Origin of the sequence: Micropruina sp., assembly GCF_027492755.1 — a bacterium.
Classification (GTDB): domain Bacteria; phylum Actinomycetota; class Actinomycetes; order Propionibacteriales; family Propionibacteriaceae; genus Micropruina.
This window is the reverse complement of the sequence record NZ_JAPUED010000177.1, coordinates 17,793-36,032: the sequence shown is the minus strand read 5'-3', so window position 1 is coordinate 36,032 and position 18,240 is coordinate 17,793. Positions and strand designations below refer to the sequence as shown.

At 67.7% G+C, this 18,240-nt stretch carries 12 protein-coding genes; 6 read left to right on the top strand and 6 right to left on the bottom strand.

Features of this window, described 5'->3' with window-relative positions; genetic code table 11:
• Nucleotides 1-154: 154 nt before the first annotated feature.
• Nucleotides 155-1,753 carry a fibronectin type III domain-containing protein gene (locus Q0066_RS12365; protein WP_298133320.1) on the top strand — a complete coding sequence of 533 codons (1,599 nt, stop codon included), beginning with the start codon at nt 155-157 and terminating at the stop codon, nt 1,751-1,753.
• 126 nt (nt 1,754-1,879) lie between these two features.
• On the opposite strand, the gene Q0066_RS12360 is transcribed toward Q0066_RS12365, so the two are convergent.
• Together Q0066_RS12360 and Q0066_RS12355 are read right to left on the bottom strand one after the other, a co-directional pair.
• Complete coding sequence (locus Q0066_RS12360; RefSeq protein ID WP_298133317.1) at nt 1,880-4,402, bottom strand: CDP-glycerol glycerophosphotransferase family protein; 2,523 nt, start codon at nt 4,400-4,402, stop codon at nt 1,880-1,882.
• A gap of 8 nt (nt 4,403-4,410) precedes the next feature.
• On the bottom strand, nt 4,411-5,748 hold the full coding sequence (locus tag Q0066_RS12355; protein ID WP_298133314.1) for a Gfo/Idh/MocA family oxidoreductase: 1,338 nt from the start codon (nt 5,746-5,748) through the stop codon (nt 4,411-4,413).
• Nucleotides 5,749-6,004: 256 nt separating this feature from the next.
• On the opposite strand from Q0066_RS12355, the gene Q0066_RS12350 reads away from it, so the two are divergent.
• Nucleotides 6,005-7,558, top strand: a complete 1,554-nt coding sequence (locus Q0066_RS12350; RefSeq protein WP_298133312.1) for a glycosyltransferase — start codon at nt 6,005-6,007, stop codon at nt 7,556-7,558.
• A 13-nt stretch (nt 7,559-7,571) separates the two neighbouring features.
• On the opposite strand, the gene Q0066_RS12345 is transcribed toward Q0066_RS12350, so the two are convergent.
• A complete protein-coding gene (locus Q0066_RS12345) occupies nt 7,572-8,270 on the bottom strand; it encodes a copper resistance protein CopC (protein ID WP_298133310.1) in 699 nt (232 codons plus the stop codon).
• 247 nt (nt 8,271-8,517) lie between these two features.
• Here Q0066_RS12345 and Q0066_RS12340 point away from each other — a divergent pair, with 247 nt between their 5' ends.
• Genes Q0066_RS12340 through Q0066_RS12325 form a run of 4 tightly spaced genes read left to right on the top strand, consistent with a single transcriptional unit; the run spans nt 8,518 to nt 14,648 of the window.
• Entirely contained in the window at nt 8,518-9,906 is a 1,389-nt protein-coding gene (locus Q0066_RS12340; protein WP_298133308.1) for a phospholipase D-like domain-containing protein, read from the top strand.
• A gap of 17 nt (nt 9,907-9,923) precedes the next feature.
• Nucleotides 9,924-11,549, top strand: coding sequence for a fibronectin type III domain-containing protein (locus tag Q0066_RS12335; protein WP_298133306.1), 1,626 nt, complete (start codon nt 9,924-9,926; stop codon nt 11,547-11,549).
• Nucleotides 11,550-11,560: 11 nt separating this feature from the next.
• Nucleotides 11,561-13,927, top strand: coding sequence for a hypothetical protein (locus Q0066_RS12330; protein WP_298133304.1), 2,367 nt, complete (start codon nt 11,561-11,563; stop codon nt 13,925-13,927).
• A gap of 31 nt (nt 13,928-13,958) precedes the next feature.
• Nucleotides 13,959-14,648, top strand: a complete 690-nt coding sequence (locus tag Q0066_RS12325) for a glycosyltransferase (RefSeq protein WP_298133302.1) — start codon at nt 13,959-13,961, stop codon at nt 14,646-14,648.
• Between the two features lie 45 nt (nt 14,649-14,693).
• Here the strand turns inward: Q0066_RS12325 and Q0066_RS12320 are convergent, their stop codons facing one another.
• Genes Q0066_RS12320 through Q0066_RS12310 form a run of 3 tightly spaced genes read right to left on the bottom strand, consistent with a single transcriptional unit; the run spans nt 14,694 to nt 18,236 of the window.
• Nucleotides 14,694-16,622 carry a CDP-glycerol glycerophosphotransferase family protein gene (locus Q0066_RS12320; protein ID WP_298133300.1) on the bottom strand — a complete coding sequence of 643 codons (1,929 nt, stop codon included), beginning with the start codon at nt 16,620-16,622 and terminating at the stop codon, nt 14,694-14,696.
• Between the two features lie 14 nt (nt 16,623-16,636).
• Nucleotides 16,637-17,401 carry an ABC transporter ATP-binding protein gene (locus Q0066_RS12315; RefSeq protein ID WP_298133299.1) on the bottom strand — a complete coding sequence of 255 codons (765 nt, stop codon included), beginning with the start codon at nt 17,399-17,401 and terminating at the stop codon, nt 16,637-16,639.
• On the bottom strand, nt 17,394-18,236 hold the full coding sequence (locus Q0066_RS12310) for an ABC transporter permease (protein ID WP_298133297.1): 843 nt from the start codon (nt 18,234-18,236) through the stop codon (nt 17,394-17,396). The genes Q0066_RS12315 and Q0066_RS12310 overlap by 8 nt, the downstream gene beginning before the upstream one ends.
• Nucleotides 18,237-18,240 lie beyond the last annotated feature (4 nt).

Sequence of the window (18,240 nt, the reverse complement as noted above, 5' to 3'; positions counted from 1 at the left end):
GTCGACGACCTGCTCGTCGACCGGGAGCCGTTCCCGTCCCAGAAGAGGAGACTGTCATGCCCCCCGTTACCCATGACGCCACCCCTTACCCGAACCCCTCTGTTTACCCGAACCCCTCTGTCGATCGGCACCCGCGCCCCAAGGCGGTGCGGGCATGAGCCGTCGCCTTCTCAGCCTCGCTGTGGCCGCGTTCACCCTGGCGGCCGTCACCTTGCTCAGCCCACCGACTCAGGCGATCGGCGCCTGGGTGGCGCCCGGCGCACCGGCCGGCGGCGTGCGGTCGACCACCGCGTCCGCGATCTCCTGGACGCCCGTGTGGGGCGCCCCGCGCTACAAGGTGAAGTACTCCACGACGAAGACCTTCAGCTCGCCGAAGTACCTCACCACCACCGAACCCGAAGCCGAATTGAGCGGCCTCAAGGCCGGCACCCGCTACTACGTCGCGGTCGCCGTCGCGAAGACGACCGGCGACCTGCTCAGCCCCTACGGCAAGACCGGTGAGGTGGTCACCCGCGGCAAGGGCAGCAGCTATGTCACTCTCACCCCGGGCGGACTGCAGTTGGTCGCCCGGAACTCCGACTCACTCACCCTCGCCTGGCGGGCGCGCTCCGGCATCGGCAGCTACCAGGTGAAGTACGCCGCCAACTCCAGCCTGTCCGGCGCGAAGTACGTCAGCACCAAGGACACCGGGCTGAAGCTGACCGGGTTGAAGAAGGACACCGACTACTGGGTGAAGCTGCGGGCCAAGTCGACCAACGGCAAGACGACCACCACCTTCAGCACCTCGCTCAAGGCGTCCACGACCGCCGGCAGCGTGGTCGCACCGCTACGGGCCGCCAGCTACAACATCCTCTGCGCCAACTGTTCCTCCAGCCACCCGTGGGCGAAGCGCCGCTCCACCCTGGTGCAGGCGATCAAGGCCCAGGACCTGGACGTACTCGGCACCCAGGAGAGCTCCCAGGGGCTGACGCGCGCCGCGGACGGCACCGACAAGGCCCAGTTCGACGACCTGCTCGACCTGCTCGGCTCGCGGTACGCGATCACCAACTCCTACCGCTACAACTGCGAGAAGTCGACCAGTCCCAACAACTGCAAGCCGAAGGATCGCGGCGCCTCCCACGACGTCCGGATCATCTACAACTCCGACCGGATCGCGGCCGTGCGTCAGGGTTCGCTCGAGTTCGACGCCCAGGCGCCCGACGACACCACGCGTTTCCTGGCCTGGGCCGAACTTCGGCAACGCTCCACCGACAAGCACTTCTTCGTGGTCAACACCCACCTGGATCCGCGGGACGACAGCGTGGGCTCCAGCCTGCATCACAACACCCGCGCCGCGCAGACCCGCGAGCTGGTGGACACGATCAAGAAGCAGAACAGGTCCGGGCTGCCGGTGATCATCCTGGGCGATTTCAAGACGAACAAGTACACCTCGCCGAGTAATGCGCCCTACGACGTGATCACCGATGCCGGTTACCTGGACCCGCTCGGCAACACCTACAAGTCGACGGTCCCCGACCGTTCGGCGATCGTGGAACACCGGATCGGCACCGAGTTCAACACCAAGAACAACCTGGCCGCGACGGCTCCCAAATCGGTCTACACCAACGGCTCCGTGATCGACTACATCTATGTGTCGCGCGGCGTCCGGGTCAACGAGTGGGAAACCGTGGTGGACGTCGACGACGCCGGCAAGTTCAACGGCACCCCGCCGTCCGATCACAACATGGTGCGGATCACCGCCTACCTGCCCTGACCCCCACCCATCGGGTCCGCCGGGCCCTCGATCGTCATCCCGGACCTGATCCGGGATCTCTCCCACCTGAGATCCCGGGTCGGAGCCCGGGATGACGTGACTGGATCAGCACTTCCCCAGGGAGGGCTATTCCGGGTCGGCGGACGACGAGTGCAGCCGGGGCGGGTCGGTGGCGAACAACCGGGCCAGCACCCGCCGTCCGGACTGGCCGTCGTCGTGCGGGTTGAACCGGGCCTGCCACTGGTCGTACTTCGCGGCGTAGGAATCGACGCGATCAGCGGCTGCCGAGCGGACCGCCGGGGCGACCAGCGCCGGGTCGTAGACCACCGGTCCGGGCGCCAGTTCCTCCAGGTCGAAGTACACCCCGCGGAGCGAATCGCGGTAGTCGTCCAGGTCGGGCACGAAGAAGATCATCGGACGCCCGGTGGCCGAGAAGTCGAACATCACCGAGGAGTAGTCGGTGATCAGGATGTCGGAGGCCAGGAACAGCTCGGTGATGTCGGGATAGGTGGTCACGTCGAGCAGATGCTCGGCGGTCACCGCCTCGCTGATCTCGTGGGTGCGGGTGTGCCCCCGCAGCAGCAGCGTGTACCCCGCACCGAGTTCGGCCGCGAGTGCGGCCACGTCGAGCAGCAACTCGGCCTTGGTCTGGTCGTCGCGCCAGGTCGGCGCGTACAGCACCACCGTGTCGTCCAGCGGGATCCCGAGCAGTTCCCGGATCGGACGGCCGTCACCGCCGGCCAGCGCGTCGTTGCGGGGATAGCCCTCCTCGAGGATCGGCCCCTCCCAGGCATAGGCCGAACGGAAGATCTCGCTGCTGTGCCGGTTCTGGCTGAGCAGCAGATCCCACTTGTCCCGCTCCTTCTTGAGCGCCCGCTCCTGGATCGGATCGAAGCCGGGCCGGTCGAGGCCGATCCGCTTGAACATCGAGCCGTGCCAGGTCTGCAGCACCACCTGATGGGGCTGGTGGGCGAATTTGACCCGCAGCCAGTCGTTGGCGATCACCCATCGGGAACGACCTCGGGCGTTCCACCAGGCCCGGGTGTTGTAGACCACCGGGACGGCGCCCGGCGGCACCCCGACCGAGTTGTCCACCACACCCCAGTAGCGGGTGAGCTCCGGATGCTCGGCGGCGATCAGCGCATCGAGCGCCCGCGGGTTGCAGGCGGCCGAACGCCCGTAGAACGACTCGAAGAAGACGCTGTCCTCGGGTTCGAAGGTGGTGTTGCGGTACTCCTCCTCGAGGACCCGCTGGTGGTAGAAGCCCAGCTCGTCGTCGGCCCGCGGCGCCTTCACCCGGAACTGCAGCCGGCGTCCGCCGTCCACCTGGAACCGGAAGCGGAACAGCGGGTGCTGGGTCTCGCGCGGCAACTGGTCGATCAGGTCGCTGTCGGTGCCGATCCAGAACCACTCGTTGTCGGCGGTGAGCCCGCGCAGTGTGTACGCACTCGCCTGGGGCGGCAACGGGGGCCTGCCCCAGGTGCTGCTCATCAGCGGGCAGAACGCCTCGAACCGTCCGTCCTCCACCCGCAGTGTCGCCGGAAGGGTCTGATGGGCGCCGACGAACTGGAGCGACGCGCCGGTGGCATCGCCCCGTACCCGCCCGGCGACCCGGACGCCCAACTCCGGCTCGGTCTCGAACGCCACGGACGAAACCAGCAACGACACCGGTGTGTCACGGACCAGCAGGCACCCGTCCGCGACGTAACCGCTCAGTTCACCGCCCTCGCCCAGTTCGGGACCCGGCCGGTTCACGGCCACCTGCAGCCGACGGCCGTCACGGTCGGTGACCCACGCCTCGTACCAGGCGTGCCGCACCCATCCGTGCAACCCGTCCACGTCCTCGGCGACCAGTCCCGCACCGGTGGTGGTGGACGGCGCCGGCGGCGGCAGTTCACCCTCCAGCCGCAGCACCCCGGACGCTTCGCTCGCCGCGGCCAGCGGGACCACGCCGGTCTCGTTGACCAACTCACCGCCGGTCAGGCCCTCCCCGCGCACCTCGAGCAGCATCCGGCGGCCGGAGAACTCGAGCGAACCCAGCGTCGCGGCGGGCTTGCGGACGTCGATGACCAGGCCCTCGTCGGCCACCCAGCGCGGCACCACCTGGACGCCGTCCAGCGCCCGAGCGGACGGGAATTTGGCCGAGCCGCCGCCGAAACGCTTCTCGAAGCCTCCGGTGCGGGTGCGTCCGCGCCCGAAAACGCTGACCTGTGCGCACAACTGCATCGGCTCGCCGCCGAACAGGCCACGCAGGTCGAACACGGCGCGGAAACCCGTGTTCGAGTAGTCGAAGTCACTGTCCTTGGTCCGCCCGCTGGCCGCCAGGTCACGGCGGAACTCGACCGTCGCCGGCACCCGCAGCCGACGCGGCCCAGCAAGCCAGACCCGCACCACCGGCGGTTGATCGGGGAATCCGATCCCCCGCTCGAACGCGAAACCGGTGATCTCGAACTGGTGGTCGTTCAGCCAGCGCGCGCTCTGCAGCTGAGCGACCCAGGCGACCGGCTTGCGGGCGACCAGGCTGACCAGGCGGCGCGAGCCCAGCAGAGTGGTGCGGTACACCTTGTGCAGCACCGAGTCCGGATTGTCGTTGATACGCCGGAGGGTGAGATAGACCGCACGCTTGTAGAAGTCGATCCGCGACGCCATATGTTTCCTCAGTTGAAGATGGTGGCCTGCGAACGGGCCCGCTCGATGATATCGGCGATCGCGATCGATTCAGCCGTGCGCAATTTGAACGATTCCGGGGTCTGATTGCGGATCATCCAGGCGAACTCGGCAAGCTCGTAACGCAGGCCGTCGCCGTCGAATTTGTAGTAGTACTTCTTGTTGTGCGCCTGATTCTCGAAGCGCGCCTCGAAGTACTCGGTCAGCCACCACGGCGCGGGCACATAGACATAGCCCTTGGTGCCGGCCACCACCAGTTCACCTTCGGCCTTCACCCCGATACCGGTGCGGGCCGAGGCGATCGCATGCTTGTAGACGATGTCGATGCGGGAATACAACTCGACCTCGCTGCCCTCGGGCCGATACGAGTAGGTACGCACGTCGACGTAATCGGTGCCGAGCAGCTTGACGATGGCGAGCAGCGGATAGGTGGCCAGCTCGGAGATGCTGCCGCCGTCCTCGCCGTGCAGCTCGCGCCCCTCGTGGACCAACTTGGTGAAAGTGGCGTCAACCGATCGGACGGTGCCGATGGTGCCGATCCGGGCGACCGCCACCATGCGCTGGAAGCCGGGCGCGAACGCGGTCTTGATGGCCTCGACCAGCACCACCTCGCGAGACGCGGCCAGCTCGTACAGCTCCGTCGTCTGCTGCTTGCTCAGCGTCATCGGCTTCTCGCACAGCACATGGACGCCGGCCTCGATCGCCGCCCTGGCGTAGTCGTAGTGGCTGGCGTGCGGCGAGGCGATGTAGATGGCGTCCACATGCTGCAGCAGGTGCTCGAAGGTCTCGTTGGCCCATTGCAGCTCGCAGCGCTCGGCGAACGCCTTCGCCTTGTCGTAGTTCCTGGTGTAGACGGCTTCGACGCTGACCCCGCTGACGTAGCGCGCCTCGGCCACGAAGCGTGCCGCGATCCGTCCGGCGCCCACGATGCCGACCCGCATCACGCCGCCCGATTCATTGCGCAACTGGGTGCTCGAGACACCCTTGGTGCGGTCCAGGTACACGACCTGGCAGTAATCGTTGAGGTAGTCGAATTTACCCAGCCAGTCCGAGCCGATCGCGAAGATGTCGACGGCGTACTTCTGCATGTCCTGGACCTTCTGGCCCTCGTACTCCTCGATGATGATCTCATCGGCGAGACCGCTGTCCTGCACATTGCGAATGCGATCCATCAGGCTCTGCCGCACATTCAGCTTGCCGCGGGAATCGTCGTAGTTATCGGTGGTGACACCCACGATCAGGTAGTCGCCGAGCTCTTTCGCACGCTCCAGCAGCCGGCGGTGACCCTCATGAAACAGATCGAACGTGCCGTAGGTGATGACCCTCACCGATGTCCTCCTCGCAGAATCCGCGTCCCGGACTGCCGCACGGGCATCGACGTGGCAGGCTGGGGCGGACTCAAGTATCGCAGCAGTCGGAGAGGTATCGATGGATCGCATCATGCGCGCCGCGGCGGGGCGGGGACGTGCGGCGTGGCGAGCGCTCACCGGCGCCCCGGCGCAGGCCCGGCCACCGAAGGAGAAGGCACCCACATCGAGCCCCAGCGGCCCGGCACTGACCAAGCGATCCGATCCGATACCACCGATGCAACCGTTCCCGGATGCGCTCTACCTCTTCGCGGTGGGCGGGTTGCCGCGGAATTTCGCCGGCCGGACGTCGTCGATCTTCGCCAAGGCCCGGCTGTTCAAAGAACTGGCCGGAGTCGATTCGGCGGTACTCACCTTCAACCACTCCTCCGAACTGGACGACGTCACCCAGCTGTTCCGGCAACGCGGCTCGCTCATCGAGGGGATCACCACCGTCAACCTCCTCGACTACCTGCCGGACGACAGCACCCGGGTCGGCCCGCCGGTCAGCCATCAGCTGGACGAACCCGGCCTGCACCCGATCAAGGACGCCGACCAGGAGCTCTACCGGTTCTACGACGACGAGGGCGTCTACCGGATCTACAAGCGCTTCGACTACGCCGGCCGGCTGATCGTCCGGGACTGGTTCACCGTCAACCGCAACCGCACCAGGCGGGACGAGTTCCGGCTCGACGGAACCATCCGGCGCACCGTCTACATGGACCTGGTGCAGAACCGGCCGCGGCAGGACATCTACTACCGCAACGACGGCACCCCGCACTTCAACCTGTGGCGAGTCACCGAGCCCGAGACCGGACGCCACTACATCGAGCAGGTCACCCTGTTCGACACCGAGGGCCGGCCGAGCCGGGTGCTGAGCGGGTACGAGGAGATCCTGCACAGCTGCCTGGACAACTACCTGGCCGGACGGCGCGCCTTCATCTGCACCGAGGCCCGCGACGTCGATCCGTGGATGCTGTCCTATCGCCGTCCCAACGTGAAGCGGCTGTTCGTGCTGCACAACACCCACGTCCGGGCTCCCTACGACAACATCAAACGGATCCGGCCCAGCTATCAGGCCTTGTTCGCCCACCGCGACGAGGTGGACGCCACCGTCTTCCTCACCGACACCCAGCGGGCCGAGGCCGAGGCCGTGTACGGCAAGCAGGCGAACTTCCGGGTGGTGCCGCACGCGGCCCCCGCGGTGTCGCCCGAGCAGACGGTGGAACGGGATCCGAATCTCGTGGTGATGATGGCCCGGCTCGATCCGCAGAAGCAGATAGACCACGCGCTGCGGGCGTGGGCGCGGGTGCACCGCCTGCTGCCCGAGGCCCGGCTGGAGATCTACGGCCGGGGCCCGCTGCTGACCCAGCTGACCGAGCAGATCAAACAGCTCAACCTGGGTTCGTCGGTCACGCTGGCGGGGTTCACCACCGATCCGCACGGCGTCTACCGCCGGGCCGGGCTGTGCATCATGACCAGCAAGTACGAGGGCGCACCGCTCACCCTGCAGGAGGCCTTCGCATTGGGCTGCCCGGTGGTCAGCTACGACCTGCGGTACGGTCCCTCCGACATCATCGAGGACGGCGTCAACGGCTTCCTGGTGCCCTACGGCGATCAGCGGGCGATGGCCGACACCATCGTCCGATGCCTGACTGAACCCGGACTGCTCGCCCGGCTCTCCTCGGGCACCGTGCCGGCCGTCCGGCCGTTCACGCCGGAGTCGTGCGTCGCCCGCTGGTCGGGCCTCTACAACGAACTCGACGCCCAGGGCTGGGCCGAGCCGTCCTGACCGCGGGCGAGGGTCAGTCGCCGGCGCGGTTGCGACGCACCATCAGCACCGCGCCCCAGCCGATCAGCCCGGCCACCACGATGCCGCCGGCGACCAGCCAGCCGGCTGCCGAGTTGTCGGACGCCGCCGGCTGCTCGGCGGGTGCGGTGGCGGTCGGAGAAACCGACGGTTGCGGCGTCGCCGTCGGCTCACTGGGCGAAGTGCCGGGGGTCGACGGGGTGGCCGGCGTGGATTCGCCCGGTTTCGCCGGCTCGGTCGCGTTGGGATCGGGATTGGCCAGTACCGGCGGCTGCTCCTCCTCGCCGACCCAGACCTCCTTGTCGAGCGGCGTCCAATTGCCCTTGCCGTAGGCGAACTGGAAGGCGCCGCCGCGCGGCTTACCGGAGGTGTCGCTGGTGCGGTAGTAGACGCTGTAGGTGCCTTTGGGCAGGTCGAAGTCCAACTGGCTGGTGACGTTGGTGCCCTCCACGATCAGGGCGCCGGTGGTCACGTTGCGACCACCCGCGTCGAACACCAGGATCTTGGCGAGCTTCGCGCTGGCCTTGGTGCGGAAGGCGAGGGTGACCCAGCCGGGCACCTCGGACAGTTCCTGGCGCGGCTGGGGGTCGCTGCCGACCAGATAGTCATCGGCCGCACGGGCCCGAGTGCCCCCCAGTGCGAGCACCGACAGCGTGCCGATCAGCAACGCGGCGATTAGTCGGCGGTAACGCATCGAGGCCACCCTTCGTCACACGGGCGCGGTGTGCACCCTGGAATCCTCGGGCCCACCACAGTACCGGGGTACGAAGTGGCGAAGCGGGAGCCCACGGCTTCCTGGGTTATCATCCTCAGGGAAATCCTAATCAAAGGCACCGCTGAATTTCGCCGCGCCCCGGCGAGTTCTCGCCGGTGTGACGAACTCGGGGGTATGGATGCCGTTCTCGGCCAACCGATCCAACTGGAAACAACGCCTACTCGCGATGCTGGGCGTCGCCACGCTGCTCACCGCGATCGTGGCGACCCCGGCGGGCGCCATCTCGTTCACCATGGACGACAACACCGGTGAGGCGCAGGCCGTCCCGCAGGACCTCAGCGAGTGCCCGACGCTGACCTCGGAGCCACGTGCGTTCGAGGCCTGGTTCAACACCGACGACATGGAGTACCGGGGCTACCTGGACGCCAAGAACCAGTCGCCCTGGAGCTACGCCAACCGGATGGCCCAGATCGTCTGCGGCGCCAAGAAGAACGCCACGATCATGATCGGCATGTACTTCATCCGGGCGATCGGCACCACCGAGCGGCCGGAGTCCGACAGCGAGATCATCTGGCGCGCGATGGAGTACGTGAAGAAGAAGCGCAACGTCAACATCGGCTTCGTGATGGACGGCGGCAGCATCACCCCGGCCTCGGCGAAATCCAACATCGTCAAGCGACTGGTCAGCAGCAAGATCGCCAAGATCTACTGGTGCTACAACGGCTGCTTCAACACCAACAAGTCGAGCGTGTACCCGTACGCGATCAACCACGAGAAGTTCATGACGATCTCGGACACCCTCTGGGCCGGCGACGACAAGAAGCATCCCGCGGTGTTCTCGTCGTCGGGTCAGTTCGCCCGCAGCCAGGTGCGCACCTACTGGCAGGAGGCGTCCCTCATCTACGGCGACCAGAAGCTGTACGACAACTTCTCCGCCCGCTACCAGAACATGAAGATCTGCTCGGGCTCGACCACCGGCTCGGCCGACTGCAAGAAGGGCAAGTTCGTCACCGTCGGCGACGTCAAGCCGACGCTGAAGAAGGACCGCGGCATCTGGATCGACACCCTCTACCGGCACTACACCGACTCGGGCCGCGGCACCTCGGTCTCGTTCAGTCCACAGCCGAAGGACGTCGACGACTACTACTCGGCGCAGTTCAACGACGTCGACTGCCTGGTCGACAACAAGATCCGGGTGGCGATGTACCGGCTCACCATCACGCGGGCAACGATCATGGTGAAATCCCTGGTCAGCCTCAAGAACCGGGGTTGTGACGTGAAGATCCTGCTCTCCCAGCAGGGCGGTGCGCAGACCGTGTCGAAGGACGTGGTGAAGGTGCTGAAGAAGTACAACGCCACCACCATGGTGCGCTGCACCAAGGTGCCGATCCACACCAAGATGATCCTGATCACCCCGGCCACCAGCAACGCCGGCCGGGCTCTGTTCGGCACCGCCAACATGACCACGTCCGGGCTGCGCTACAGCGAAGAGCACGTGATCACCATGGACACCCGCCGCGCCAACAACGCCACCGCCGAGGACATGCGCCGGGCGATCGGCGTCTACCAGGCCGGCTGGAACGAACTGAACCAAGGGAACAGGGCCTGCAAGTGACGAACCGCAGCACAACAATGAGACTGGGCCACCGCAGCCTGATCGTCGCGATCATCGGCACCCTCGCATTCGCCCTCAGCGTGGTCGCTCCCACGCCGCGGGCGAACGCGGCGCTCGGCAAACCCACCAGCGTCTCCGCCAAGGCCATTTCGGGTTCGAACGGCGTCACCGTGACCTGGAAGGCGCCCTCCGACGGCAAGCCGGCCGCCTACCGGGTCTACTACGGCACCAGCTCGAGCCGATCGAAGGCCTCGTCGAAGTATGTGACCGGATCCCCGCTGACGCTGTCGGCACTGAGCACCTCGAAGACCTACTACGTCTGGGTCCAGCCCTGGAGCGCCGCCTCCAGCAGCGGCACCTCGACCGGCGCGGTGAGTTCGGCGGTCAAGGTGAAGACGTCCAAGTTCTCCTACAAGGCGCCGATCGCGATCCAAGCGGTCAACCCGACCAAGACCAGCATGGAGATCACCTGGCGCACGGTGACCGGCTCCCCGGGCTATGTGCTGCGGGCCGAAGCCAAGGGCGAGAAGACCAAGTACCAGTACGGCTTCGACGGCTCGGCGGTGTTCACCGGGCTGAAGCCGGGTGTCAGCTACAAGTTCACGGTGGCCAACCGGCTTCCGGTGGCGGGCAACACCGACCTGCCGGGTATCCGGATGAGCGGCTACTCCAGCGCCAAGTCCACCAAGTCGACCAACCCGGCCACGGTGAAGCTGCCGGACGGCACCACCACCCCGATGTACGACCAGCCCACCAGCTTCAAGGCCACCGACACCGATCACGAGAGCATCAGCCTGTCCTGGAAGGCACCGCAGGGCTATGACGCCGACAAGCACCTGTTCCGCGTCTATTGGGCCGAGAACCAGGAGATGACCGATCATGACGGCTATGCCAGTCTGACCGGCACCTCCGGCAAGGTCACCAAGCTCAGCTCCAACACCAACTACTACCTCCGGATCCGGATGGTGCAGAACTTCACCGATGCCAAGGGCAAGGTGACCACCGTGGCGGTCTCCGACCGCACCGAGGCCATCATGGCGAAGACCCGTTCGCCGAAGGGCTTCATCTCCGGCACGGTGACCGGCGCCGGCGGCAGCACGCTCGCCGACTACGTGGCGGTGGCCTACTCCAAGTCGTCCGGCGACGTGAACGCCCAGGTTCCGGTCTCGACCTCGGGCAAGTACAAGCTCGAAGTGCGCCCCGGCGACTACTACGTGCAGCTCGCCTACGTGGGCAGCGGCAACTACACCACTCAGTGGGTGAACACCAAGGGCACCGCATACGCCCGGGAGGAGGGCACCGTGGTCAAGGCCAAGCTCGGCAACACCCCGGTGACCGCCGACACGGTGAGCATCGGTCAGGGCAGCATCCTCACCGGCAAGGTGGAGGGCAGCAACGGCAAGCCGGTGCGTGACGTCTTCGTGGCCGCCCGCACGGGCTGGACGAAGGACCGCGAAGTGGTGTCGCAGTTCGCCACCAACAGCGCCGGCGAGTTCACCTTGCGTGGGCTGCCCCCGCGCAAGGGCGTGTACATCCGGATCAACGGCTCGCTGATCGGCCGCGGGGCGGCGTCCTCGGCGCTGATCACCACGCCGGCCGCCGGTGACGACAAGAGTGTCGGCACCATGAAGCTTCCGAACTGAAGGGCCACCGCGTGGTGACGTCATCGCCGTGGCGCAAAGCGTTGGGGCGGGGACGCCGCGCGCTGGCCACCTTGGTCGGCGCCCGGGGGACGGTGCCACCGGTGACGCCGCCGTCCGCTGAATCCGACGCGACCGCCCGCTACCGGCAACGCGTGGCGACGGGTGAGCCGCCAGGCCGTGCCGCCCTGTCCGTCGCCCGTGGGGCGCTGGCCGCTGATTCCACAGCGGAGGCGTTGCAGTTGGGGTACGGGCTGCTCCAGCAGCCGGCGACCGCCCAGGCCGGCCGGGCGGTGCTCGGGTTGTGCCATCTGGCCACCTCGACGCCGGCGCAGGCATGGGCCGAGTTCGAGGCGGTGCAGGACGTCGAGCTGCGGGGCGCGGCCTGCCCCGAGTACGCGATCGCCGGCTTCGGTGCCGATCCGGACGGCTGCGCCGCACGCTGCACCGCCCTGGTCGGCGAGGCACCCGACTCACTGACCGGCTATCCCGCGCTGGTGCTCGCCCGTCATGCCTTCTCGGTGGGTCATGAGCCGCTGGCCCGGTTGACCGCCGACGTCGCCGAGACCGGCGGTTTCGGAGAACTCACCGACTACTGGGCGAGCGAGTTCGCCCGGCTGCGCAGCTGGTTCACCGACGGCTTCCGCCGGGCACCCCAACCCGACCTGGAAGCCGACTTCCGCTTCGGGGTGCTCGACTACAAGCAGCCCGACAACGCCTCCCGCAACGTCGGTGACTACATCCAGACCCTGGCCAGCCTGGGCCACCTCGTCCGCCGGCAGGGCTTCGAGTTCGACGGTGATCCCGAACTGGTCGCGGCCATGCGCTCGCTGCGAGGCACGGTGAAGCCCGAGCGGCTGATCGAGGGGCCGCCAGCGCGCATTCAGCTGGTCGAGGTGCAGCGCGACGGCAGCGTCTATCAGGATCTTCCCGCGCCGACCTGGGCGGTGATGTTCGGCTGGTACCTGCATCCCACGTTCTCCGGCGGCTACAACCTGCCGTTCCATCCCAATCTGCGACCGCTGTTCGTGTCGTTCCACCTGAACAAGCCGGACGCCCTCACCCCCGACGCCATCGACTACCTGCGGCGGTGGGCGCCGATCGGCTGCCGCGACTGGCAGACGGTGGCGTTGCTGGACGCCGCGGGCGTCCCGGCGTTCTTCTCCGGTTGCATCACCACCACGGTCGACACCGTATTCGCCCGCACCGGCCCGGACGAGCGCACCGGCACCGCCTACATCGATGCTCAGGAGGCGCCCGAGGAGGGCGAGCAGATCGAGCAGTCGGTGGGTGACATCCGTCCGCTGCCGCTGGCCGAGAATCTGGCGCTGGCCCGCGAATGGGTGCAGCGCTACCACGCCGAATACGCCGAAGTCAGCACCAGCCGGCTGCACAGCTATCTGCCGGCCCGCTCCGTCGGTTGCCGGGTCGACTTCCGTCCGAAGAATCCCAGCGACCCTCGCTTCGGCGGCCTGATCGGCATCGACGACGCGGCCTACGAGCGCATCCGCCACGGAATCCTGGACAAGCTCGCCGCGATGCTGCCGCTGCTGGCGCAGCACACCGACGAAGCGGAGGTCTACCGACGCTGGCGCGAGCTGTGCGCACCCGATGTCGCCGCCGCGCAGGAGTTCCTGGGTGCCTTCGGCTTCGGACGCCGGCCGCTTCCGCAGGTCACCCTGCCGAGCGTCGGTGCCCGGGTGATCGTGATCAACGCACCGCGAGCGAGCAAGCCGCTGCGCCGGCTGCTGGAGTCGGTCTCCCGGCACGCCGCCGGCTACGACGTGATCGTGGTGGGCGCGGAAGCCGACCTCGGCGACGGCGTCCACGTCGTGCCCGCGCCTCAGGGCCAGGAGTTGGCCATGGCCGCGGTGCTGGATGCCCTGCCGGACGCCACCCGCGCCCTGGTACTGACCTCCGACACCGTGCTGCGCGACGACCCGGCGGAACTGTTCGACGCCCCCACGTCGGCGGCCGGCCTGGCCGCCGAACTCGACGTCCGCCGTGCCCGGCAGAGTCTGTCGGTGCTGATCCGCCGGGTCTCCGCCCGGCAGGGTGACGACCCGGGTCGGGCCTTGGCCTTCGTGGCGTCCGCGCATCGGCGCTGCGGGCACGGCCGACAGGTGCCGGACGTCCGGGCCTGCGTGATCGACGCCGGCGCCCTGCGCGCCGCCGGCTGGTCCGACCTGGCCGGTGAGCTGATCGGCACCTACTCGGCACGCTTCGCCGAAGCCGTGGCCGTGGTCACCGCGGGCGACTTCCAGCCGCTGCCGAGCCACGCGCTGACCCGGGTCGCCCTGGAGCGGCACGATCCGGACGCCGTCGTGCTGCTGGGTGCGGGTGCGGCGCGGATCCGCCCGTCCACGCTGACCGGGCACTGACCGCATGACGGATTTTGCTAGCCTCGACGTCATGTCCGACGCCTCCGCCGCGCCGCCGAAGGTGGCCATCATCGTGGTCAGCTACAACGCCTTGTCGTACGCCAGGAAGATGCTGAAGAGCCTGCGCACGACGCGTGGCGTCGACTACGAACTGGTGGTGGTCGACAACAACAGCGGGCGCAAGACCAAACTGTTCTGGACGGCGATGCGGTTCCTCGGCCGGGTCAACCGGCTGGCCCTGCTGGACCGCAACACCTTCTTCGCCGAGGGCTGCAACATCGGTGTCGCGATGGCGCCCCGCGACGCCAGCCACATCCTTCTGCTGAACACCGACACCGAGGTCCGCGACCCTGACTGGCTGCGGCGGATGCTGGCCGTGCACGAGCGCGGCGCGACCGGCCTGCGCTACGTCACCAGCGGCCCCTGGCCGCGCAGCGACGGGTTCTGCCTGCTCGTCGACCGCGACGCCTGGGGCGACGGCCTCGACGAGCAGTTCCAGTGGTGGTGGTCGGTGACCGCGCTGGAGGCCCGCCTGCTGCGCGACGGTCTCCAGGTCAGCGCCGTCCGCGACTACGAGGACGTGCTGGTCCACCATTGGGGCAAGAGCGGCAAGGCGTTCAAGAAGGCTCGCTCGGGCGACGCCAGCAAGGAAACCGTGGCGGGCTGGTTCGACGGCCACCACGTCCGCGTCATCGACCAGCTGCCGGCCGTCACCGACTGAGCCTGGGGCACCTGGTTCGACAAGCTCAATCGGCGGTGACCCGGCTCAGGACTTGACCCGGAACTCGTTGCGAATGCTGGCCGCGTGCGCGACCGCCTCGGCGGTCAACCGGTCGGACTCGGCCACGAAGGTGGCAGTCGGGCCGTGCGGATGGTCACCGAGCACCCAGCGCTTGATCTCCAGCCGCTGCGCGCGCTGGCTGTCGCCGTTCACCACGTCGTCCATCACGGCGGTGAAGTTCTCCAGCGAGCGTTCCATGATGTACGAGGCGCGCTGGGTCGGGAAGGTGTGGAAGAACAGCTCCCGGGACAGCCGCCGCGGGTTGGTGGTCACCAGCGGCCGCTCGGTGTAGAGGAAGTCGGTCACCACACTGGAGATGTCCGAGATCATCGCGTCGGCCATGTCGAAGCACTGGTACAGGGTCAGTTCCGATTCGGGACCCACGTAGAGATGATTGCCGGGATGCCTGGCCAGCAGGTCGACGATCGCCACCCGGGCCTCCACCATGCCCGGACGCTGCACCCCGCTGGCCGGGTGCGGCTTGAAGATCACCCGGACGTCGGGGTACTGGGCCAGGATCCGCTCGATCATCTGCGGGCCCATCCGCTCCAGGGAGGAGTAGTTCGACTCCTCGTAGTAGCCCTCGAAGGTAGGTGCGTAGAGCACGGTGAACGGGCCGCCCGCGGGCAGCGGCCCCACCCGCAGCGACTCGACCTGGGGGCGTCCGACGATCGCGTACTGCTTGCGCGGCATGTGGATGCCGGCCGCTTCGTAACGCTCCACCGCCGCCTCACCGGCCACCCAGACCTCGTCGTAGACGCGGGCGACCGGGTTCGCCGAGGTGGACTTGTCGCTGTCGCCATGGTTCAAGAAGACGTGCTTGAGCCGCGCTTCACGCAGCAGGTGGACGTTCTTCCCTGCGTTGGCCAGGTAGAACGCCAGCTTGACGCTCGGCCTGGTGAGCTCTTCGCAGTGCCGGGTGCTGGGGGCGTAGACCACCGGCAGCGTGGTGGGCCGGATCGGCTTGAGGTGGCTGGCCTCGCGCACCATGATGAACGCCCGCTGGTGGATCTTCTCGATGGTGGGCACCCACTGATTGAGGATGTACTGCGACTGTCCCGCGTCGGCGGACATGTAGACGACCGCTTCGGGGCCGAAGGCGTCCAGTTCGTCGGTCACCTCGCGGGCGATCCTCGCCTGGGACTCCTCCGATCCGAGCCGCCGTACCCGGCGGGCGTAGCCGGCTGAGATCGCCGCGATCACGGCGACGAAGACGATGCCGATCAGCAGCACGATGAGCCAGCCCAGGCCCAGCGTGGCCGCGACGCCGACCAGCACCGCGGCGACGACATCGGTGGTGACCAGCCACTTCGGCATCCAGCTGGACTGCCGGTACAGCCGGGCGAAGGCGACGGTGGACGCCGGCTGCGGCCCCTCGGGCCGGTAGATCAGCGGCGGCTGCTTGGAGGCCAGCCAGGCCGTCCCGGCCACCTGCACCAACTGGGCGAGCAGCACGATCAGCAGCATCGCGGCCCAGGCCAGCGCGGCCACCGGGTGCTCGATCCTGGCCAGCACGGCCAGCAGCAGGATGCCGCGGAGCAGTAGCCGCACGTGGCTGGGCATGCCGAGCCGGCGCATCAGCAACGTCTCGCGCTGCAACTCGCGGCTGGCCAGGTAGTCGATGAACGCGGCCAGTCCGTAAGCGACGACGGCCGGCCACAGCCAGCCCAGCAGCGCCGAGACGACCAGCACCACCCACAACGCCACGGTCGCCACCAGGAAGTGGCGGTTGACCAGCTCGGACACCGGCACCAGCCAGCGGGCCAGCGGACGCTCCCCGATCACCGCGCCGGCGAACTCGAAAGAGCGCGGCATCCGTACCGGTTGCTCCGCCTCGGCGGTCTTGGGCGGGGTGGCGACCGTCACCGTCGGCTCGGGCGCCGTGGCGCTCGGCTGGGCTTCCTGGTCACTCATCGCGTCCTCCGACATCAACGTTTCGACTCCTCATAGGCGCTGACGACCTCGTCGCTGGGGCCGTCCATCATCAGCACGCCCTTATTCAGCCACAGCACCCGCTCACAGGTGTCGCGGATGGACTTCATCGAATGCGAAACCAGGAAGATCGTCCCGGCCTGATCGCGGATCTCCCGGATCCGGGCCTCGCTGCGCTGCCGGAAGCGCCGGTCGCCGACGGCCAGCGCCTCGTCGACGATCAGGATCTCGTGATGGCGCGCCGCGGCGATGGCGAACTTCAGCCGGGCCTGCATGCCCGAGGAGTACGTCTTCATCGGCAGGTCGATGAACTCCTCCAGCTCGGAGAAGGCGACGATGTCGTCGCGCATCTCGCCGATCTCCTTGGAGGAGAAACCCATCGCCAGGCCGCCCAGCACGATGTTGCGCTCGCCCGACAGGTTCGGGATCAGCGCCGCGCCGACGCCGAGGAGGTTGGGCCGGGCGGAGGCATAGACGGCGCCGGACTCGGGCGGGGTGAGCCCGGTGATGGCGCGCATCAGCGTCGACTTGCCCGAACCGTTCGACCCGATCACACCGATCGACTCGTTCTCGTAGGCGACGAACGACACCCCCTTGAGGGCGTGCACCTCGCGGACGCCGCGCCGGGTGCGCGACAACAACCCGCCCTGAGTGTTGCGGGCCACCTTGCCGCTGCCGTAGGCGCGGTAGACGACGTGCAACTCGTCGACCATCACCGCGGGACGGCGGTTCGGGTCCAGCGTCAAGGCGGCTTCAGTCACGTCCGTACCTCTCCTCGGCGACCCAGAAGAAGACCAGCCCCACCACGAAGGTGATCACCGCGTAGAGCGAGAAGTACAGCCAGTAGTACGGGTTGTACGAGCCACCCATCAGCGAGTGACGGGCGATGGTGAGCACCTGGTAGAGCGGGTGGAAGTCGTACACCGCGATCACCCACGGGTGGGAGTCGAAGATCCGGTTGACGTCGAACAACACGCCCGAGGTGTAGAACAGGATCCGCGAGATGAACGGCAACACCTGGGTCAGGTCGCGCACATGCACGGTGAGCCGGGCGGCGATCATCGCGATGCCCGCGTTGAACAGTGTGTAGAGCGCCAGCAGCGGCACCAGCAGCAGCCAACTCCAGGCCGGTGGGTGGCCGAGCAGCGGCAGGATCAGCAGCAGCAACCCCATGGAGGGCAGCAGCGACAGGAAGTGCTCCATCACCTCGGCCAGCGGCAGGGTGAGCCGGGGGAAGGCCAACGACTGCACCAGCGACTGGTTCCCGGTGATCGACTTGGCTCCGTCGGACAGGCTCTTGGAGAAGAACTGGAACAGGAAGACGCCGATCACCACGTGCGCCACGTAGTCGGTCGGCCGCCGGTCGCTCTGCAGGAAGTAGAAGATGGTGCCGTAGACGATGGCGTTCAGCACCGGCTGCAGCAGCAGCCACACGACGCCCAGCCGGTTGTCGTCCAGATCGGCCCGCAGCCGGAACTGCGCCATCTTGACGATGAACTGGCGACGGGCCCAGGTCTGCTTCAGATAGGAAGCCAGGGGAGGACGCGCCCCCACCCGGTGCAGCCCACGGTCAGCTGCCAGTTGGGCCACGGTCATGGAT